Below are 14,593 nucleotides of genomic sequence, written 5' to 3' on the forward strand. Positions count from 1 at the left end.
AACGCGAGCCCCCATACCGTCACGCTTTGGTTATGATCCCGGCAGACCTCTGCTTTAACCCCCGCGCTGTGTCCCGGTTCAGTTCCGATCTGCCGCGATTCGCTGCGAATGCAATGAGTGACCCATGAGTGACATCACACAGCCGCCGTTTTCCATTCTTTTCGTCGATGACGAGGAGATGTCGCGCAACCACTTCGCCCGCGCGATTCGTGCGGACTACTGCGTGCATGTCGCGCGGAGCGCGGACGAGGCGATTGCCGTGCTGCGCGAGCATGGCGCGGAGATCGCCGTGCTGGTGACGGACTACCGGATGCCGGGGCGCGATGGCGACGACCTGTTGCGCCAGGTGGCGCACGAGTATCCGCAGATCGTGCGGATACTCGTGACTGCGTATGCGGACAAGGACATGCTGTTGCAGACGGTCAATACCGGCGACGTGTTCCGTATCCTCGAAAAGCCGCTGCGCACGGAAAAGGTCCGTGAGGTCCTGCAATTGGCGATCGCACGTTACTCGGAGCGGGAAACGCGTCAACAACGGCTATTGGCGATGGACGAGACGCTCGCTTTCCTCGCCCACGAACTCAATACGCCGTTGGCGGCCATCTCGCTCTTTGCACGCTCCGTCGAGAACGACGTGATCGAGCAATACGATCCGGCGCGCCAGAAGGACATCGGTCACGCAGCGAGATCGATGCTGAACAATGCGCAGTATTGCCTGACGCTGATCTCGTCGTTCTGGGAGACGGTGCACAAAAGCGGCGGCCAGCAGTCAGCCTCGGAGGCGGGCGGCCGTGAAGTCAAGGCGACGCGTTTGATCGCCACGCTGCTCGACACTTATCCGTTCGTCGGCTCGCAGCGCGACTGGATACGGGTCGACGTGCAAGGGGATTTCGTCGTGCGTGCGATGCCCAATTGCGTGGCGCTCGTGCTTTCCTCGCTGTTGTCCAATGCGCTGCGCGCGCTCGACGGCACGCCCGGGCCTGCGCTCTGCCTCGAGATAGTGGACAGTCCCGAGCCCGAGATCCGCATGCGCGACAACGGTCCCGGCATCGCACCCGAGATCAAGGCGCGCTTGCTGCTGGACCCCGTCACCACGTACGCCGGGGCGGGCGGTCACGGCATGGGGATGATCTTTTGCAACCGCATCATGCAATCGTTCGGCGGGTGCCTGCGGATCGAGTCCGAGCTGGGCGCGGGGACCACGGTCACGATGGGTTTTCCGGGTGCGAAAGGGCGGATCGTGGCCGTAGGCCAATGAGCGCGCGCGGCCGGCCTTCACGGTCACACCGCGAGCGGGCCGCTACTCGCTCAATGCGTCGCGGTGAGCGCGCCGCGCTTTAGTCGACCCGTAATACCGCTGCAACGCGTCCGCGGAGCGTTCGCCCAACGTGCAGATTCGTGCGAGCCAGTCGGGCTCCCCAGGCCATTCACCGTCGATCACGCGCGGATATATTTGCCTCGCGAACCGATGCAAGGCCCTGGCTCCAATGTTGCCGCTGACGCCGAGCAGAACGTGCAAAGCGCCGTGCGCCGACTCGACGTCGAGCGCCGCCGCGCTGGCGGCGAGCCGCTCGACCAGCGAGCGGATCTGTTCGATACCGTTGAGAAACGAGTCGTCGAGCAGATCGAGCGCGACCAGTTCTTCGAGGTGATCTTCATCGAGCAGATCGTCTTGCGCGATTGCCACAGGCTGCTCGACCGGCGCAACAGGCGCCGGTGACCGACCCGTTTGCGCCGCGAGGCTCAATGCGGGTTGCGGTGCAAACTGTCTCGCGAGACACGCATAGAGAGAGCCGGCCTGCACCGGTTTGATCAGCACCTCGTTCATGCCGGCGGCGAGGCACGCGTGCACGGATTCGATATCCGACTGGCTCGTCAACGCGATGATCGGCACGTGCGCATGCAGGTCGGTGCGCGCGCGAATCTGCTGGGTCGTTTCGACGCCACTCGCGCCCGGCATGTTCATATCCATCAGGATCGCGTCGATCGCGCCGTCTTCCTGCAAACGGGCCAGCACCGCCTGCCCATGCTCGGCCTCGATCACGCTCGCGCCGCACCGCTCCAGATAGGTTTTGGCAACCAGCCGGCTGTAGGTGTCGTCGTCGGCCACGAGGATCGATTTGCCGGCGAAGCCGTCCGCACGCTGGCCCGCATGATGCCGCCCGCCGTTTTCGAGGAGCGTCTGCAAAGCGCTGATCAGATCCAGCACGCTCGACGACTTGCTGATGATGTCATCCATCCCGGCTCTGCGGGCATGCACGCGGACCGCGTTGCCGGGCTCCGCCGTATACGCGGCAATCAGCACGTTGCGGTTCGGACATGGGTGGTCGGCGCGAATCTTCTCGGTGGCGGCATAGCCATCCAGGACCGGCATGCTGATGTCCATCAGCACGAGGTCGTAGGGCGATGACTGCCGCAGCGTCATCAATGCGATCGCGCCGTTTTCGGCTTCGCTCACCTGGGCGCCCGCCTGCGTCAGCGCGCGACGGGTTCGGGTCCGCTGACCGGCGTCGTCGTCGACGATCAGGATGCGCTTGCCTTCGAAAACCGGCGCGGCGCGCTCGAAAATCCGCTGCTCGTATTCCGCGACTTCGTCTTCCGATACGGCGGGAAACCGCAGCGTGAATTCCGTGAACTTGCCGACCTCCGACTGGCAATTAATGCTTCCGCCGAACGCGTGCATCGCGCGCTGGCAGTACGCGAGCCCGAGGCCCGTGCCGCCCGGGTTGCCCGCCGTGCGAAACGGCTCGAACAGATGCGGCAGGATCTCCGGCGCGATGCCGCTGCCGGTGTCGCGCACGATCACGGACTGTTTGTCGACCGTGAGCGTGAGCGTTGCCGCCGGATGCGTGGCAATGTGATAGAGCGCATTCTTGATCAGGTTGAACAGCGTGAACAGATAGACGGTCTCGTCGACTTTGAAGACGAAATCTTCTCGCACCACGAGCTTGACCTTGCCGCGCTCCTTGCCGTCGTCGAAGCCGTATTCTTCCAGCGCCTTGCGTGTGCTCGCCGCCGCGCTCAGATAGGTCAGGCGATCCGAGCGGACGGATTTCGCGCTGACTTCGTCGAGCGTCATCGCGATGATGCGCAGGCCGCGCTCGATCGACAACTGTCCTTGCGCAAGATGTTCATACAGCGACGCCGTGCCGCTGGGCGGCAGCGCGGACGCCCGGTTGGGTTCCGTCGTCGCCGGCAAGGCTTCTTCCACGCGGTCCAGAACGTGCCTCAACTGGCTGAGCGGGTTGCGCATTTCGTGCGCGATCGAGCCCGCGAGCGCCTGCAGTGCGCGATTCTTTTCGACGAAGATGCGCCCCTTGCTGATCGCATGACTGAACGCCATGCTGCACAGGACGACGACCGGCAGCAACGCGAGATTGGACTTGTCGGCCGCGGCGAGGACGATCGGCGCCGGGGCGGAGATGACCGCGGCCGCCGCGCCGGAAAATACGCCAATGCCGATACAGGTGAGCAGCAAAAGCGGATTGTCGATACATAGCGCCATAATGAAAATCATCATGACCTCGGTCATCATCCACATCGTGGAGAATGAATTTCTGACCGTTAGAAATGTGCAAACGAACGGCAATACGTAGATCAGCGCGCAATGCCAGTAAATCAGCAGAAAATGGTTAAAGCGCTTGGGCCAATGCGCCTGAAAAAGCAATGGAATGCAGATGAGCGCCGCACTCAGGCGGAGCCAAAGATTGTCGTATGGCTGCGGCAGGATATACGTCCACACGACGTAATAGATGGGGTGGCACAGGAGGCCGAGTGCGCCGCCCCATCGAATTGCAAACCTGCTTCGTTCCAGCATATCCCGCATGCTTTCGCGCGATATCGCCATCAGGCCTCCATTGTCGTTACGATCCTATCAACTCGTGCTTGCTGCGTTGCTGCGCTTCCAGGGTGATCGGCGAGCCGTTTTTTCCATGGAAAGGACCGACCGAAAACCCGTACTTCTTCAGGAGACTGTGAGTATAGGAGACCGACCACACGGGCGGGCTGCCGATGATGAAGTCCGACGCAATGCCTTCCTGCCAGGCCGAGTAGCCCTCCGCGAAGCAGGTATAGCAATCGCGCGTGGACGGCAGTCTGAACGGAAAGGTCGTGTCGAGTCCGGCGGGGCCACGGGCGAAGCACTCAATATATAGCGTATGGCCGCGTGAAGCGAGTTCGGCTTCGACGCTCGCCGCGCGGGGGTGGGAGTCGTCGATCCAGAACTGCGCCCGCTTGAGATCGGCGGCGGTGAGGTAGGGCACGCTGGTGCTGCTCGCGAGGATCGCGCCGTCGAATTGCGGCAGCGGCGTGTCCGGGCTGAAGGTGTGTACCGATACCCGCGATTTGCCCAGCAGGTCCGACGCCAGCAGTTCTTTCGCCTGTTCGGTGAGCAGATTCACCTTGTCCGGCAGGTCGATCAGAATCAGCTCCTTCGGCACATCCTTGTAGAGCAGATACTTGGCGACCGTCGTGCCGAGCCGCCCCGCCGCGCCGAACAGCGCGAGCCTGGTGTTGCCGAATTCGAGGTCGAGCTCGTTGCAGCAATGAACCGCCCAGTCCTTCAGCATCGCCGCGGTGGCCGCATGGCCGGTGGTGATATGCGGCGGCTTCGTATGCCGCGGCAGCGCACCGTAATTGCACGCATACGGCGTGGAAGCGCCCATCGCCACCATGTTCAGGCCCGCTTGCCTTGCCAGTTCGAGGGCCGGAAAAAATTGCGTCTCCCTGAACCGCTTGATGCCGCGCGGGCTGCCGAGCCACATCTCGAGCGGCACCGGGCAGGCGATATTGGCGCCGACGATCTGAGAGCCCGAGTAAATCGGCGAAGCAATAAAAGGCTTGGTATTCCACAACTCCTCTTCAAACGCCGCGTTTCTGTGCTTGACGTTATGAAAAGAAAATGAAAGCGTATCCCAGTCCGTAGCGTGAAATAGAAAACCGACGCCGCCATGACCCGTGGGCAGGTTATCCCGGATCTCTTCCGGATGAATTGTGTGTTTGAGGGTGAGTGGTGCGCTATTGAGCTGCAAATGGAGCCCCGCGTGCTCAACGGTTTTGGTCAACACTTCTTTGTGAAGAGAAGTTTTCATTGGATTTCCTAAGGTTGAAATTACGCTGGAAAATCAGCGCGATGTAGCCAGTCAGAAACGACAGACAACCCTGCAACTCTAGAGAAATCCGCTGTGATGTGCCCGTCTGTTCATTAACAAAGCATTGATCGGGTATTCGCGTAAACCCGTTGACCGGACTTTATGTCGATGCAATCGGCATAGCGGACGAAACGAAATCGGTCGCCACGCGACCAGGCTGACGTGGCGGCGCGGGCGCGTCTGCGGGGGCCAGGTGGTGTCGGCGGCGTCGCGGTGCCCGCGCGGCGCTATCAGTCCGTTATCAGACGGCGCGCGGAAGCCCTAAGCGAGTGCGGATGGAAACGTCCCATCCATCCCCCTGCGGCCTACCGCGTAACGGCGTACCCGATCCGCGCAATCCATCGATGCTGGTTGTAGTCGAGAATGTCTTCGCCGTAGCCGGTAAAGAATCCGACCCAGAGAAAGCCGCCCCACGAACTGTTGATCAGCTTCGCCAATGGATAGGTGAACTGCGTGTCGATACTGCCGTAAGTGGATTTCGTGCCCTTTCCCAAGGTCGTGGCCAGTTGCCAGCCATCTGTACTGCCGTACTTGATCAGCAGATCCACATAACCCCGATAGTCCGCGATATCCGAGTTCTCGCCTGCAATGTGGACGTAGTAGTAGATCTTCGGTTCCACGGTCAGGTGATTGCCATTCAGGTCGCCGAATTCCCACTTCGGGCGCACGAAGAGAATGTCGATGCCGCGTGATTCCGGACCGTCGCGCCCATTCGATTCGTGACTGTAGCCGGCCGCTATGCCCATCTTGCTGAACCACGAACTCTTCCAGCCGGTGTCGTCGAGCGAATAGAACATTTGCGGCATGTAGCTCGTATCGCGGAAGGGCGCGGAGTACTCGCCGAGATCCCACAGCGAGGTTTGCGTATAGCCAAAATACAGGTTATCGACGAAGCCGCGTGAGCGCGGATCGTCCGGCACGACGAGGCGGAATTTGAAGCTCAACTGGAATTTCGCGAGGTTTTCTCCGTTCGAGCCATCGGCAAAGTACATCGGTTCATAAGTGGAGAAGCGGCTCAGGAAGCTATTGACTTCCGGTATAGGTGCATTCGCGCGAGCGAGCGGCGGAGAAACGGGAAAAGTACTCGCGGGCTGTTGCGGGTTGCCAGCGGACTCCTCATGAGTGCCTTCCGCTGAAGCCAGCGCGGCCGACTTGCCGGATTCGGGCGGGCGGGTGAGCAACACGAAAGAGGGCGAGACGTCGAGTTCCGGCACGTCGATCTTCATCGCGCCGCGCGCCCACTTGGGCCACGTGCCGCTGTAGCGGACCGCTTTGAGATCGCCCGGCGCCAGCTTCAGATGGTCCGGCGCGCCGCTCTCACGCGTGAGCGTCAGTGGCTTGGGAATGACATCGGGGTTGCTGATGGAAATGTTCAACTGCGCGGGAACGTCCATCTCCGTGCCGCCCGGTTGATCGCCGGAATAGACGACTGTCACTTCGAGCGGAGCGGTGGAGAGCGCCTCGCGCGGCGGACGCAGCACGGCCACGCCTGCGAGACTGTAAGCCGGATAGCTGGCGCAGAGGACCAGTACGCTTACACCGAGAGATAACCCGCGAAGGTGTGAATCATTGCCGCCATGGGCGGAAATGCGGTCTTTCCTTGCTCGAGACATCAATCGATTCCGCACAGGAACTCCCATTGATCTACGAGTTCAGGTCGGAACGAGACGATAACGTCAAAGCGGAGAATAGAGGTAAAAAAAATTGTGACTCAAGCGAGTTATGAGGGAAGCGTGACTGGGTGGTGGTGATATGTTTTATCTGGTCGTCCGCAGCAGGTTTTGGGCGTCTGCCGATGCAGGAAGAAGTCCTATTCGATCGATCGCCGTTGCATTTCTGCAACGCATGAATCGAGCGTCAGTCCGTTAAATCTCGTCATGGCAGCGCGCATCTGCATGCTGCGTGTGAAAACTAAAGACGCTTCTCGCAGTTTTAGCGTTCGCGTCGATAAGTCCATAGGCATGCTTAGTTTTTTACGGCCGCGCAGATCACATATGGCCAGGTTGCCAGAGAAAAGCATTCGCACCCCCAGGCTTATCCACGGAAAACGTTCATAACGTTGTGGACAAGTCCTGGCTAACCCCCTAACTGTTTGAGCGCACGGGAAATTGTTTGCAGGTGCAACGAACGCGCGGTCATGCGCGTCAGCGGCTAACGGCCAGACAGCTCAACCCCACCGCTCACTCCACCGGCGACGCCAGCAACGACACCGGCACGCCATGACAATCCACCTTGGCCAGAATCTCCGCGCCAAGCCCGGCACCCGCTTTCATGCGGGCGTCGAACGAACCGGGGTTTCTGTCGACCCGCAGGATGTTCAGCGGCCACGACGGCCGGTACAGTCGCTCGTGCGCGAAAGCGCCGACCCACAGCGGCGTGGCGGAGGTGCCGTTTTCCACCGCATAACCACTCGGCCAGAAGCGCAACACGTCGCGTTCGGCGCGCGTGTCGCCGGGACGCATCAGGACCAGCGACGAAGGCACGCCGTTGTTCAGCTTCGGCAGCACCGGCAGCGACACCGCCGCGACGTCGGGCGATGCGAGCGAGAGCAGGCTGTGCGCGGACACGTCGGTGCCCTCGACCCATCCCTGGGCGCGCAGTTGTCCGCGGATCGAATCGAGGTTCGACACCCACTGCAGCGTGAGCGGCTCCTTGCGGTCGCCGCCCATGTCCGAGCGGTAGCACGGCAGCTGTTTCCACACGGAAAGGGTCCAATCCGATTGCGTGACGAGTACTGGCAGCGGGTGTTGCACGCTGCCCGGCGGCGTCGCCGGCAGATTGACGGCGAGCTGCGCGCCCACGCTGACCAGCACGACCACCAGCATGAACGCAGGCATGAACTCGCGTTGCGGCGGCGCTTGCGGATGCCGCCACATTGCCGTCAGCGCGACGATCGCGACCCACACATAGGCGAGCGCGGCCCCGCCGATCGCGTCGGACAGCCAGTAGCGCCCGAAGTACACGCCCGCGAGCGCGACCACGATCACGATGATCGTGCTCCCGGCCGCCACCAGCACGGCTACCACCATGCCGACCCGGCGCGCGAGCAGGAACGCGAGGAAGCCGTACACGATGACCGTCGCGGCCACGTGATTGCTCGGAAACACGTAGTGGCCGGTCATCAGTTCGTTGGGCGGCGCGCGCTGCATCGCGAACTGCAGCGCAAAGATCAGCAATTGGGAAAACGCCACCGCGGCGAGCCAGTAGCCGATGGTGCGCCAACGCCGCTCCCACAGCATCCACAGCGTGACCATGACGATCAGCGACGTCAGCGTGATGCCGCTGCCGAGCGTCGCGAGCGCCGCGAGGATGGTGTCGCCCCACGGCGTGCGCACCGATTGCAGGAAGTGATAGACGGACAGATCGAGGGTCGTCAGCGGATCGCCGCTGACCACGTCGTCGAGGACGCCGAAAAAAAGCGCGCCGGACGCCAGCACGATCAGCGACGTCACCAGCAGGCTGGTCGCATCCGGCGTGTCGGGGTCGAGCATGTTGCGCGCGACCCGGCCGAGCGGACCGGGGTGCCGGCACGCCCAATCGCCGAGATGGCGGCCCGCCGCGCTCGACCACGCATTGGCGTGCGAGAGCAAAAAGCGGGCGCCGCGAAAGCTCAGCCAGACGATGCACACCAGCAGCGCGAGGATCACGACGAGCCGGAACGACACCGCGCCGGCCAGCAGCACCGACGCGCCGAACACCACGCCTGGCAGGATATGGGCGGGCGCCCACAACAGCGCGGACAACACGTTCATCGCGTAGAAACGCAGCGGCGGCATGCCGAGCATGCCCGCGGAGACGGGCACGATGGCCCGCAGCGGGCCGATGAAGCGGGCCAGCACGACGCTCTTCGCGCCATGCTTGCGAAAGAAGCGGTGGCCTGCGTCGAGCAGTTCGGGGTGTTTGCGGAACGGCCATAGCTGGACGATCCGTTCGTTGTAGCGGCCGCCGAGCCAGAAGCTCATGCCGTCGCCGGCGATCGCGCCGACGATGGCCCACATGAAGACCCAGCCGAGGCTCAGCGATCCGGTGCCGGTCAGCGCGCCGGCGAGGAACATCGCGGTGCTGCCGGGGATGAAGGTGCCGATCACGGCGACCGCCTCCAGGAAGGACGCGAGGAAGACGACCGCGAGCATCCACGCCGAATGGCCGGCTAGCTGATGCAGAAGGTGGATGTAGGCGTGCTCCATCGTGCGCGATCGGCCGTTCTGGCGTGTCAGCCGATCATAACGCGCAAGGGGGCGGTGTTATTCCCTTTTGCAAAGTGGCGGACTGTGAAATGGCGGTGGGGAGTGCTGGAAGTGCCTGCTTGATGCGTCGCTTCGCAGCCGGGGGCTGGCGCGTCGCGGTCTATGGTCGTCTGCGCGGATCTTGTGTGTGCGGTAGGGATGGCGGTGGCGGCGCGCATGGCGGCGTGGCTGCGCCATTGATCGCGCTGTGTGCCGGGTCTGCGTGGGTGTCCGCAGTGTGTGGTACGACGTTCAGATTTCGTCGGAGAATTCGTCGACGAAACGCTGCAAACGGGCGTGGCGAATTCCGGCGAGCCGCGCGCCGGTCGCGGTCTGGAAGCCGGACGCGAGCTTCAGCAGCTTGGTCTGGAAATGGTCGAGCGTGTAGCGCGTGTCGTCGAGCGGACGGTGCGCGGCGTGCGGATCGACCGGGTCGTATAGCGCGCGGCCCAGACGTCCGGCCACATAGAAACAGCGCGCCACGCCCAGCATGCCGAGCGCGTCGAGCCGGTCGGCATCCTGCAGCGTCTTCGCTTCGAGCGTGACGGGCGCGACGCCGGCCGAAAAACTGTGCGCCTCGATCGCATGCGCGGCGGCCTCGATTTGCGCGGGCGGCCAGCCGAGCGACGCCAGCACGCGCGCCGCCTTGTCGGCCGACAGCCGCGACGCCCGCGCACGCAGCGGCGAGTTCTTCTCCACGGCCACGCAGTCGTGCAGCAGGGTCGCGGCGAACAGCACTTGCGCGTCGCCGCCTTCTTCGGCGTGGATGGCCGCCGCGTTTTTCCACACGCGTTGCAGATGCGAGGTGTCGTGCGAGCCGTCGCCGTTGCCGTGGTGGTCGCCGTCGAAGGCGTGCGGCAGCAGGGTTCCGGCCAGTTCCTGGAAGGGGGCGAAGGCGGCTGTTGTCATCGGCGCGATCCGTGTCGAAAGCGGGCGATTATCGCGCATCGTGCGACGCGCGCCGTGCTTCGGGTCATTCGCAATTTGATTCGCTCTTTGGCCGTACTTGAACGAAGCACGCAGCGCAACGTCATACGTTTAGGGCGGCCCGCGTTAGGGCGACCCGCGTTAGGGCGGCCCGCGTTAGGGCGGCCCGCGTTAGGGCGTTCGCGTCAGGGCGGTTCGCGTTGCGCGGCGTCGCGCCCAAGGCAATTCAACGTTGTGATGGAGTGAATGATGAAGATCGTAACGGGCAGTATCGCAATATCGATGTCGGCACTCGTGGTGGCGCTGATGCTCGGCGCGGCGGGGGCGGCTGATGCGCAGCAGCCCGACAATGCTGGCGGCGGCATGAGCGGCGCACAGCCGGGCGGCTCGAACAGCGCGGGCGCTACAGCGGGAGCGGGGGTGGGGCTGGGTATGGGCGCCGGGTCAGGCGCGGGTCCAGCGACGGGCGTGGGAACGTCGGCGGGCATCACGGGCAGCACCGGCGCGCGCCAGCCGCTCAACACAATGCGGGCAAACGGCACGGCCCTGTATATGAATCCCGATCCGCGCGCGCCGAACGTGTCCGGCAGGGCGGCGCCGCTTCGATAACGGATTCGCGACGCTCGCATAGAGCACGTTGATCGCCGCGTATAAAATGCATGTCCCGGCGACCGGGTCCGGGTCGGATTCGACACCAAGGAGAGGGGCATGGCATACGGCGAGCACAAATACAAAGTATCGGTGCAGTGGACGGGCAACCGCGGCAGCGGCACCTCGGGATACCGCGACTACGGCCGCGATCATGTGATCACGGCGGGCAGCAAGCCGGCCATTCCGGGGTCGTCGGATGCAGCTTTTCTCGGCGACGCCAGCCGATGGAATCCGGAAGACCTGCTGGTCGCTTCCGCTTGCGCGTGTCACAAGCTCTGGTATCTGCACCTTTGCGCGGACGCCGGCATCGTGGTGCTCGACTATCGCGACAACGCCGAAGGCACCATGCTCGATACACCGCAGCAAGGCCGCTTTTCACAGATCGTTCTGCGCCCGCACGTCGTCATTCGAGCCGGGGGCGATGTCGAACAGGCCGCACATCTGCATCATGTGGCGCATGAGAAGTGCTATATCGCGAACTCGGTCGACTTTCCGATTCTCTGCGAACCGGTGATCGAAACGGATGGGCGTTGACGAGCGCATGGCGCCGCCTGTTCGCCTCCAGACAAAATAGCACCGCGCCGTTGCGGTCAGAAGCCACGATGTTTCGTTAAACGAAGCATTCTTGCGAGCGGTGACCCGGCGCGCCGTGTCGGCAAAAAAGTGCGACCTGCGGCGCCTGCGCTGCCGCAGCCGCCTCGGTCGCAACAGGCGGCCATGCAGGAAGCGGCCAGCCCCGCCTCAACGATTGCCGTCGAGCAGGTCGCCGAGCAATTCATCGAACGCCGCCTGTGCGTCTTCCAGTTCCTGCAACGCGGCGTCGAACGTCTGCAACGCGAACTGCGAAGGCTTGCCTTCGCCGGCCGGCGGAAATTGCGATTGCAGCGACGCAAACGCCGACTGCACCCGTTGGGTCGCGGTCAATACCCGCTCCATCGCGGCGGTTTCTTCGGCTCGCGCCTTTTCGTGGTCCATGAAAACTCCGTGTTCGTCAGGTCGGCTCGCGCCGTGTCAAGGGGGACTATGCCACGTTCGCGCTCAGGACAGCGGCAAGCCGCCGTTGGCCTTCACTTCGCGCAGCGACAACGCCGACTCCACCGACGTCACGCCCGGCAGACTGCGCATTTCGTCACGCATGAACGTGCCGTAGTCGTCGAGATCGCGGGCCACCACCTGCAGGATGTAATCGGCGCTGCCCGACACGTTGTGGCACGCGAGAATGCGCGGAATGGCCTGCACTTCGCGCTCGAAGCGGGTCGCCACCGCGCGGTCGTGCACCGCAAAGCGCACATAGACGAAGGCGACCACGCCGAAGCCTAGCGCGGAGCGGGAGAGCATCGCACGGTACTGGTCGATGTAGCCGTCGCTTTCGAGGCGCTTGAGGCGGCGCGCGCAAGGCGTCTCACTCAGGCCGACGGTTTCGGCCAGCCGCGCATTCGACATGCGGCCATCGTTCTGCAGCGCGGCGAGAATCGCGCGGTCGGTTCTGTCGAGGTCGGGCGTCATGGCTTCGGAGTGTCCGCGCGGCGGCTTGGTGGAAAGCATCGTGATGATGAAATATTTTAGCGCATTCCTCCAAATAGAAGCCTGAAGAAACGGATATTCGCCAGAAAAACCTCCGTCGCCGAGAGCAAGATAGAGCCCTCGAAAACAGGAGGCTTCGATGATTTCCGCACACCTGCTGGCCGTTTATATCGCCGCGTTGCTGGTGGTTTATGCGGTGCCCGGCCCCGACATGGCGCTGGTGCTGCAAACGAGTATCGGACGCGGCGTGCGCAGCGGCTTCGCGGCCGCCAGTGGCCTGGGTTTGGCGCGCGCCACGCATGTGACGCTCTCCGCATGCGGCGTGGCGGCGCTGCTGCGCAATGCGCCGTGGCTGTACGATGTCGTGCGCTATGGCGGCGCGGTGTATCTCGCGTGGGTGGGGATCCAGATTTTCCGCTCGCCGGTGTTCACGCTGCCCGAGGGCGGCGGCGCCGCGCTCACTTCGACTGCCGGTGCGCGCCCGCTGCGGACTGCTTTCGTCAAAGGCTTGTTGACGAATCTGCTGAACCCGAAGGCGCTCCTCTTCTGCTCGGTGCTGTTGCCGCAATTCGTGCGGCCGGAAGCCGGGCCCGTCGCGTTGCAGATGGTCGAACTCGGTCTGGTGCTGCTTGCGATCGGCGCGTGCTTCGACGCGATGTATGCGATCGGGGCCGCGCGAATTGCCGGCTGGATGCGCGCCCATCCGCTTGCGCAGACTTTGCAGCGCTGGACCTTCTCGGCCGCGCTGATTGGTTTCGCGCTGCGGCTCTCGCTGGATTGACGCTGGGCCGCCTGCTCACTTTTTCAGTTTGTGCTCGCGGCGCGCACGGTCCTCGACGATCTTCCGGCGATGCTTATCCTTCATCTTCTTCCAGTCTTTGCATTCGTCGCGCGTGCGCATGCAGCCAATGCAGAAACCGGTCTTGCTGTCGAACTTGCAGATGTCGATGCAGGGGGACGCGATGCTCATGACCGTTAGTGACCGTTAGCCATCAGGGAACAGGGTTGCGGCGACTGTCGCATGCGACATGCCCGCTGCGCAAAGTGATTGTGTTAATAAAGCCGATAGAGAGCCGCGCGCCGTTGGCGGCAACACAACCACCTGCTTCCATCCGCGATGAAAACTTTCCTGCTATATGTCGTGACGGCCGTTGCTGAAATTGTCGGCTGCTATTTGCCCTGGCGCTGGCTGAAGGAGGGCGGCTCCGTGTGGCTGCTGCTGCCCGGCGCGCTGAGCCTCGCGCTGTTCGCGTGGCTGCTGACGCTGCACGGCACCGCCGCAGGCCGCGTGTATGCGGCTTACGGCGGGGTGTACGTGGCGGTGGCGATTGCCTGGCTATGGGCCGTCGACAAGGTGCGGCCCACGCTGTGGGACACGGCCGGCGTGGCCCTGACGCTGGCCGGCATGGCGGTGATCGCATTCCAGCCGCGCGTCTAGCCCGGGCACCGCGCACCCGTCTTTACTTGATACCGCCCAGATAGTCGAGCTTGCCGAGTTCGACGCCGTTGTGACGCAGAATGTCGTACGCCGTCGTGACGTGAAAATAAAAATTCGGCAGCACGAAACCCAGCAGATACGACAGTCCCGTGAACTCGATCGGGCCGGTGCGCATTTTCAGCGTGATCGCGCGCTCTTCCGAGCCGTCGATCTGCGCCGCATTGAATTCCTTCAGATAATCAATCGTCTTTTGAAGGCGGGCCTGCAGTTCGTCGAAGGTCTGTTCGACATCTTCGTATTTCGGCGCTTCGACGCCGGCCAGACGTGCGGCGCAACCCTTCGCGGTATCGCTCGCGATATAGACCTGGCGCACCAGCGGCAGCATGTCCGGTGCGAGCCGGGCGTTCGTGAACACCGAGGGTTCGATCTGCTTCGCGGCGGCATGCGCTTCGGCTTTGCCCAGGATGGCTTGCAGGTTCGTCAGGCCGCGAATCAGCACGGGCAGTGAGGCTTGGTACATCGAAATTGACATGGGGTTCCTCTGATTCTGAATCGTGCGCGCGGCGGCGCGCGAGGCGATGTAACGGCTGGATTGCCGCTGCAGCATCATAGCGCGAGCGACGCACGGCGCGCAGCGGTGCGGCGCGCTGTTAGCCATTCGGATAACTGCCGCGCGC

At 63.2% G+C, this 14,593-nt stretch carries 14 protein-coding genes; 5 read left to right on the forward strand and 9 right to left on the reverse strand.

Annotated elements, in window-relative coordinates; translation table 11 throughout:
* Nucleotides 1-124 precede the first annotated feature (124 nt).
* A complete protein-coding gene (locus PQR02_RS05905) occupies nt 125-1,258 on the forward strand; it encodes a hybrid sensor histidine kinase/response regulator (RefSeq protein ID WP_408226847.1) in 1,134 nt (377 codons plus the stop codon).
* A 42-nt stretch (nt 1,259-1,300) separates the two neighbouring features.
* Here the strand turns inward: PQR02_RS05905 and PQR02_RS05910 are convergent, their stop codons facing one another.
* From PQR02_RS05910 to PQR02_RS05930, 5 genes are all read right to left on the reverse strand, one after another.
* Nucleotides 1,301-3,847, reverse strand: coding sequence for an ATP-binding response regulator (locus tag PQR02_RS05910; protein WP_408226850.1), 2,547 nt, complete (start codon nt 3,845-3,847; stop codon nt 1,301-1,303).
* A 16-nt stretch (nt 3,848-3,863) separates the two neighbouring features.
* Nucleotides 3,864-5,090, reverse strand: coding sequence for a hypothetical protein (locus PQR02_RS05915; RefSeq protein WP_408226853.1), 1,227 nt, complete (start codon nt 5,088-5,090; stop codon nt 3,864-3,866).
* 365 nt (nt 5,091-5,455) lie between these two features.
* Nucleotides 5,456-6,631 (reverse strand): phospholipase A, encoded by a 1,176-nt coding sequence (locus PQR02_RS05920; protein ID WP_408226856.1) that lies wholly within the window; start codon nt 6,629-6,631, stop codon nt 5,456-5,458.
* A 699-nt stretch (nt 6,632-7,330) separates the two neighbouring features.
* Nucleotides 7,331-9,337: a bifunctional DedA family/phosphatase PAP2 family protein gene (locus PQR02_RS05925; protein ID WP_408226859.1), complete on the reverse strand. Its 2,007-nt coding sequence runs from the start codon at nt 9,335-9,337 to the stop codon at nt 7,331-7,333.
* Between the two features lie 291 nt (nt 9,338-9,628).
* Nucleotides 9,629-10,285 (reverse strand): HD domain-containing protein, encoded by a 657-nt coding sequence (locus PQR02_RS05930; protein ID WP_408226862.1) that lies wholly within the window; start codon nt 10,283-10,285, stop codon nt 9,629-9,631.
* 267 nt (nt 10,286-10,552) lie between these two features.
* Here PQR02_RS05930 and PQR02_RS05935 point away from each other — a divergent pair, with 267 nt between their 5' ends.
* Nucleotides 10,553-10,912: a hypothetical protein gene (locus PQR02_RS05935; protein WP_408226865.1), complete on the forward strand. Its 360-nt coding sequence runs from the start codon at nt 10,553-10,555 to the stop codon at nt 10,910-10,912.
* Nucleotides 10,913-11,011: 99 nt separating this feature from the next.
* Nucleotides 11,012-11,488 carry an OsmC family protein gene (locus tag PQR02_RS05940; protein WP_408226868.1) on the forward strand — a complete coding sequence of 159 codons (477 nt, stop codon included), beginning with the start codon at nt 11,012-11,014 and terminating at the stop codon, nt 11,486-11,488.
* A 207-nt stretch (nt 11,489-11,695) separates the two neighbouring features.
* Here PQR02_RS05940 and PQR02_RS05945 read toward each other — a convergent pair whose 3' ends face one another.
* Entirely contained in the window at nt 11,696-11,929 is a 234-nt protein-coding gene (locus PQR02_RS05945; RefSeq protein WP_149674793.1) for a hypothetical protein, read from the reverse strand.
* Nucleotides 11,930-11,992: 63 nt separating this feature from the next.
* Complete coding sequence (locus PQR02_RS05950; protein WP_149674794.1) at nt 11,993-12,460, reverse strand: Lrp/AsnC family transcriptional regulator; 468 nt, start codon at nt 12,458-12,460, stop codon at nt 11,993-11,995.
* Between the two features lie 157 nt (nt 12,461-12,617).
* Here PQR02_RS05950 and PQR02_RS05955 point away from each other — a divergent pair, with 157 nt between their 5' ends.
* Nucleotides 12,618-13,259 (forward strand): LysE family translocator, encoded by a 642-nt coding sequence (locus PQR02_RS05955; protein ID WP_408226872.1) that lies wholly within the window; start codon nt 12,618-12,620, stop codon nt 13,257-13,259.
* 15 nt (nt 13,260-13,274) lie between these two features.
* On the opposite strand, the gene PQR02_RS05960 is transcribed toward PQR02_RS05955, so the two are convergent.
* Complete coding sequence (locus PQR02_RS05960; RefSeq protein ID WP_408226875.1) at nt 13,275-13,448, reverse strand: DUF1289 domain-containing protein; 174 nt, start codon at nt 13,446-13,448, stop codon at nt 13,275-13,277.
* Between the two features lie 147 nt (nt 13,449-13,595).
* On the opposite strand from PQR02_RS05960, the gene PQR02_RS05965 reads away from it, so the two are divergent.
* Entirely contained in the window at nt 13,596-13,916 is a 321-nt protein-coding gene (locus PQR02_RS05965) for a YnfA family protein (protein WP_408226878.1), read from the forward strand.
* A gap of 22 nt (nt 13,917-13,938) precedes the next feature.
* Here the strand turns inward: PQR02_RS05965 and PQR02_RS05970 are convergent, their stop codons facing one another.
* Complete coding sequence (locus tag PQR02_RS05970) at nt 13,939-14,448, reverse strand: DUF1993 domain-containing protein (protein ID WP_408226881.1); 510 nt, start codon at nt 14,446-14,448, stop codon at nt 13,939-13,941.
* Nucleotides 14,449-14,593: the final 145 nt, after the last annotated feature.

The organism is Paraburkholderia sediminicola, assembly GCF_046026895.1.
GTDB classification, from domain to species: Bacteria; Pseudomonadota; Gammaproteobacteria; order Burkholderiales; family Burkholderiaceae; genus Paraburkholderia; species Paraburkholderia sediminicola_C.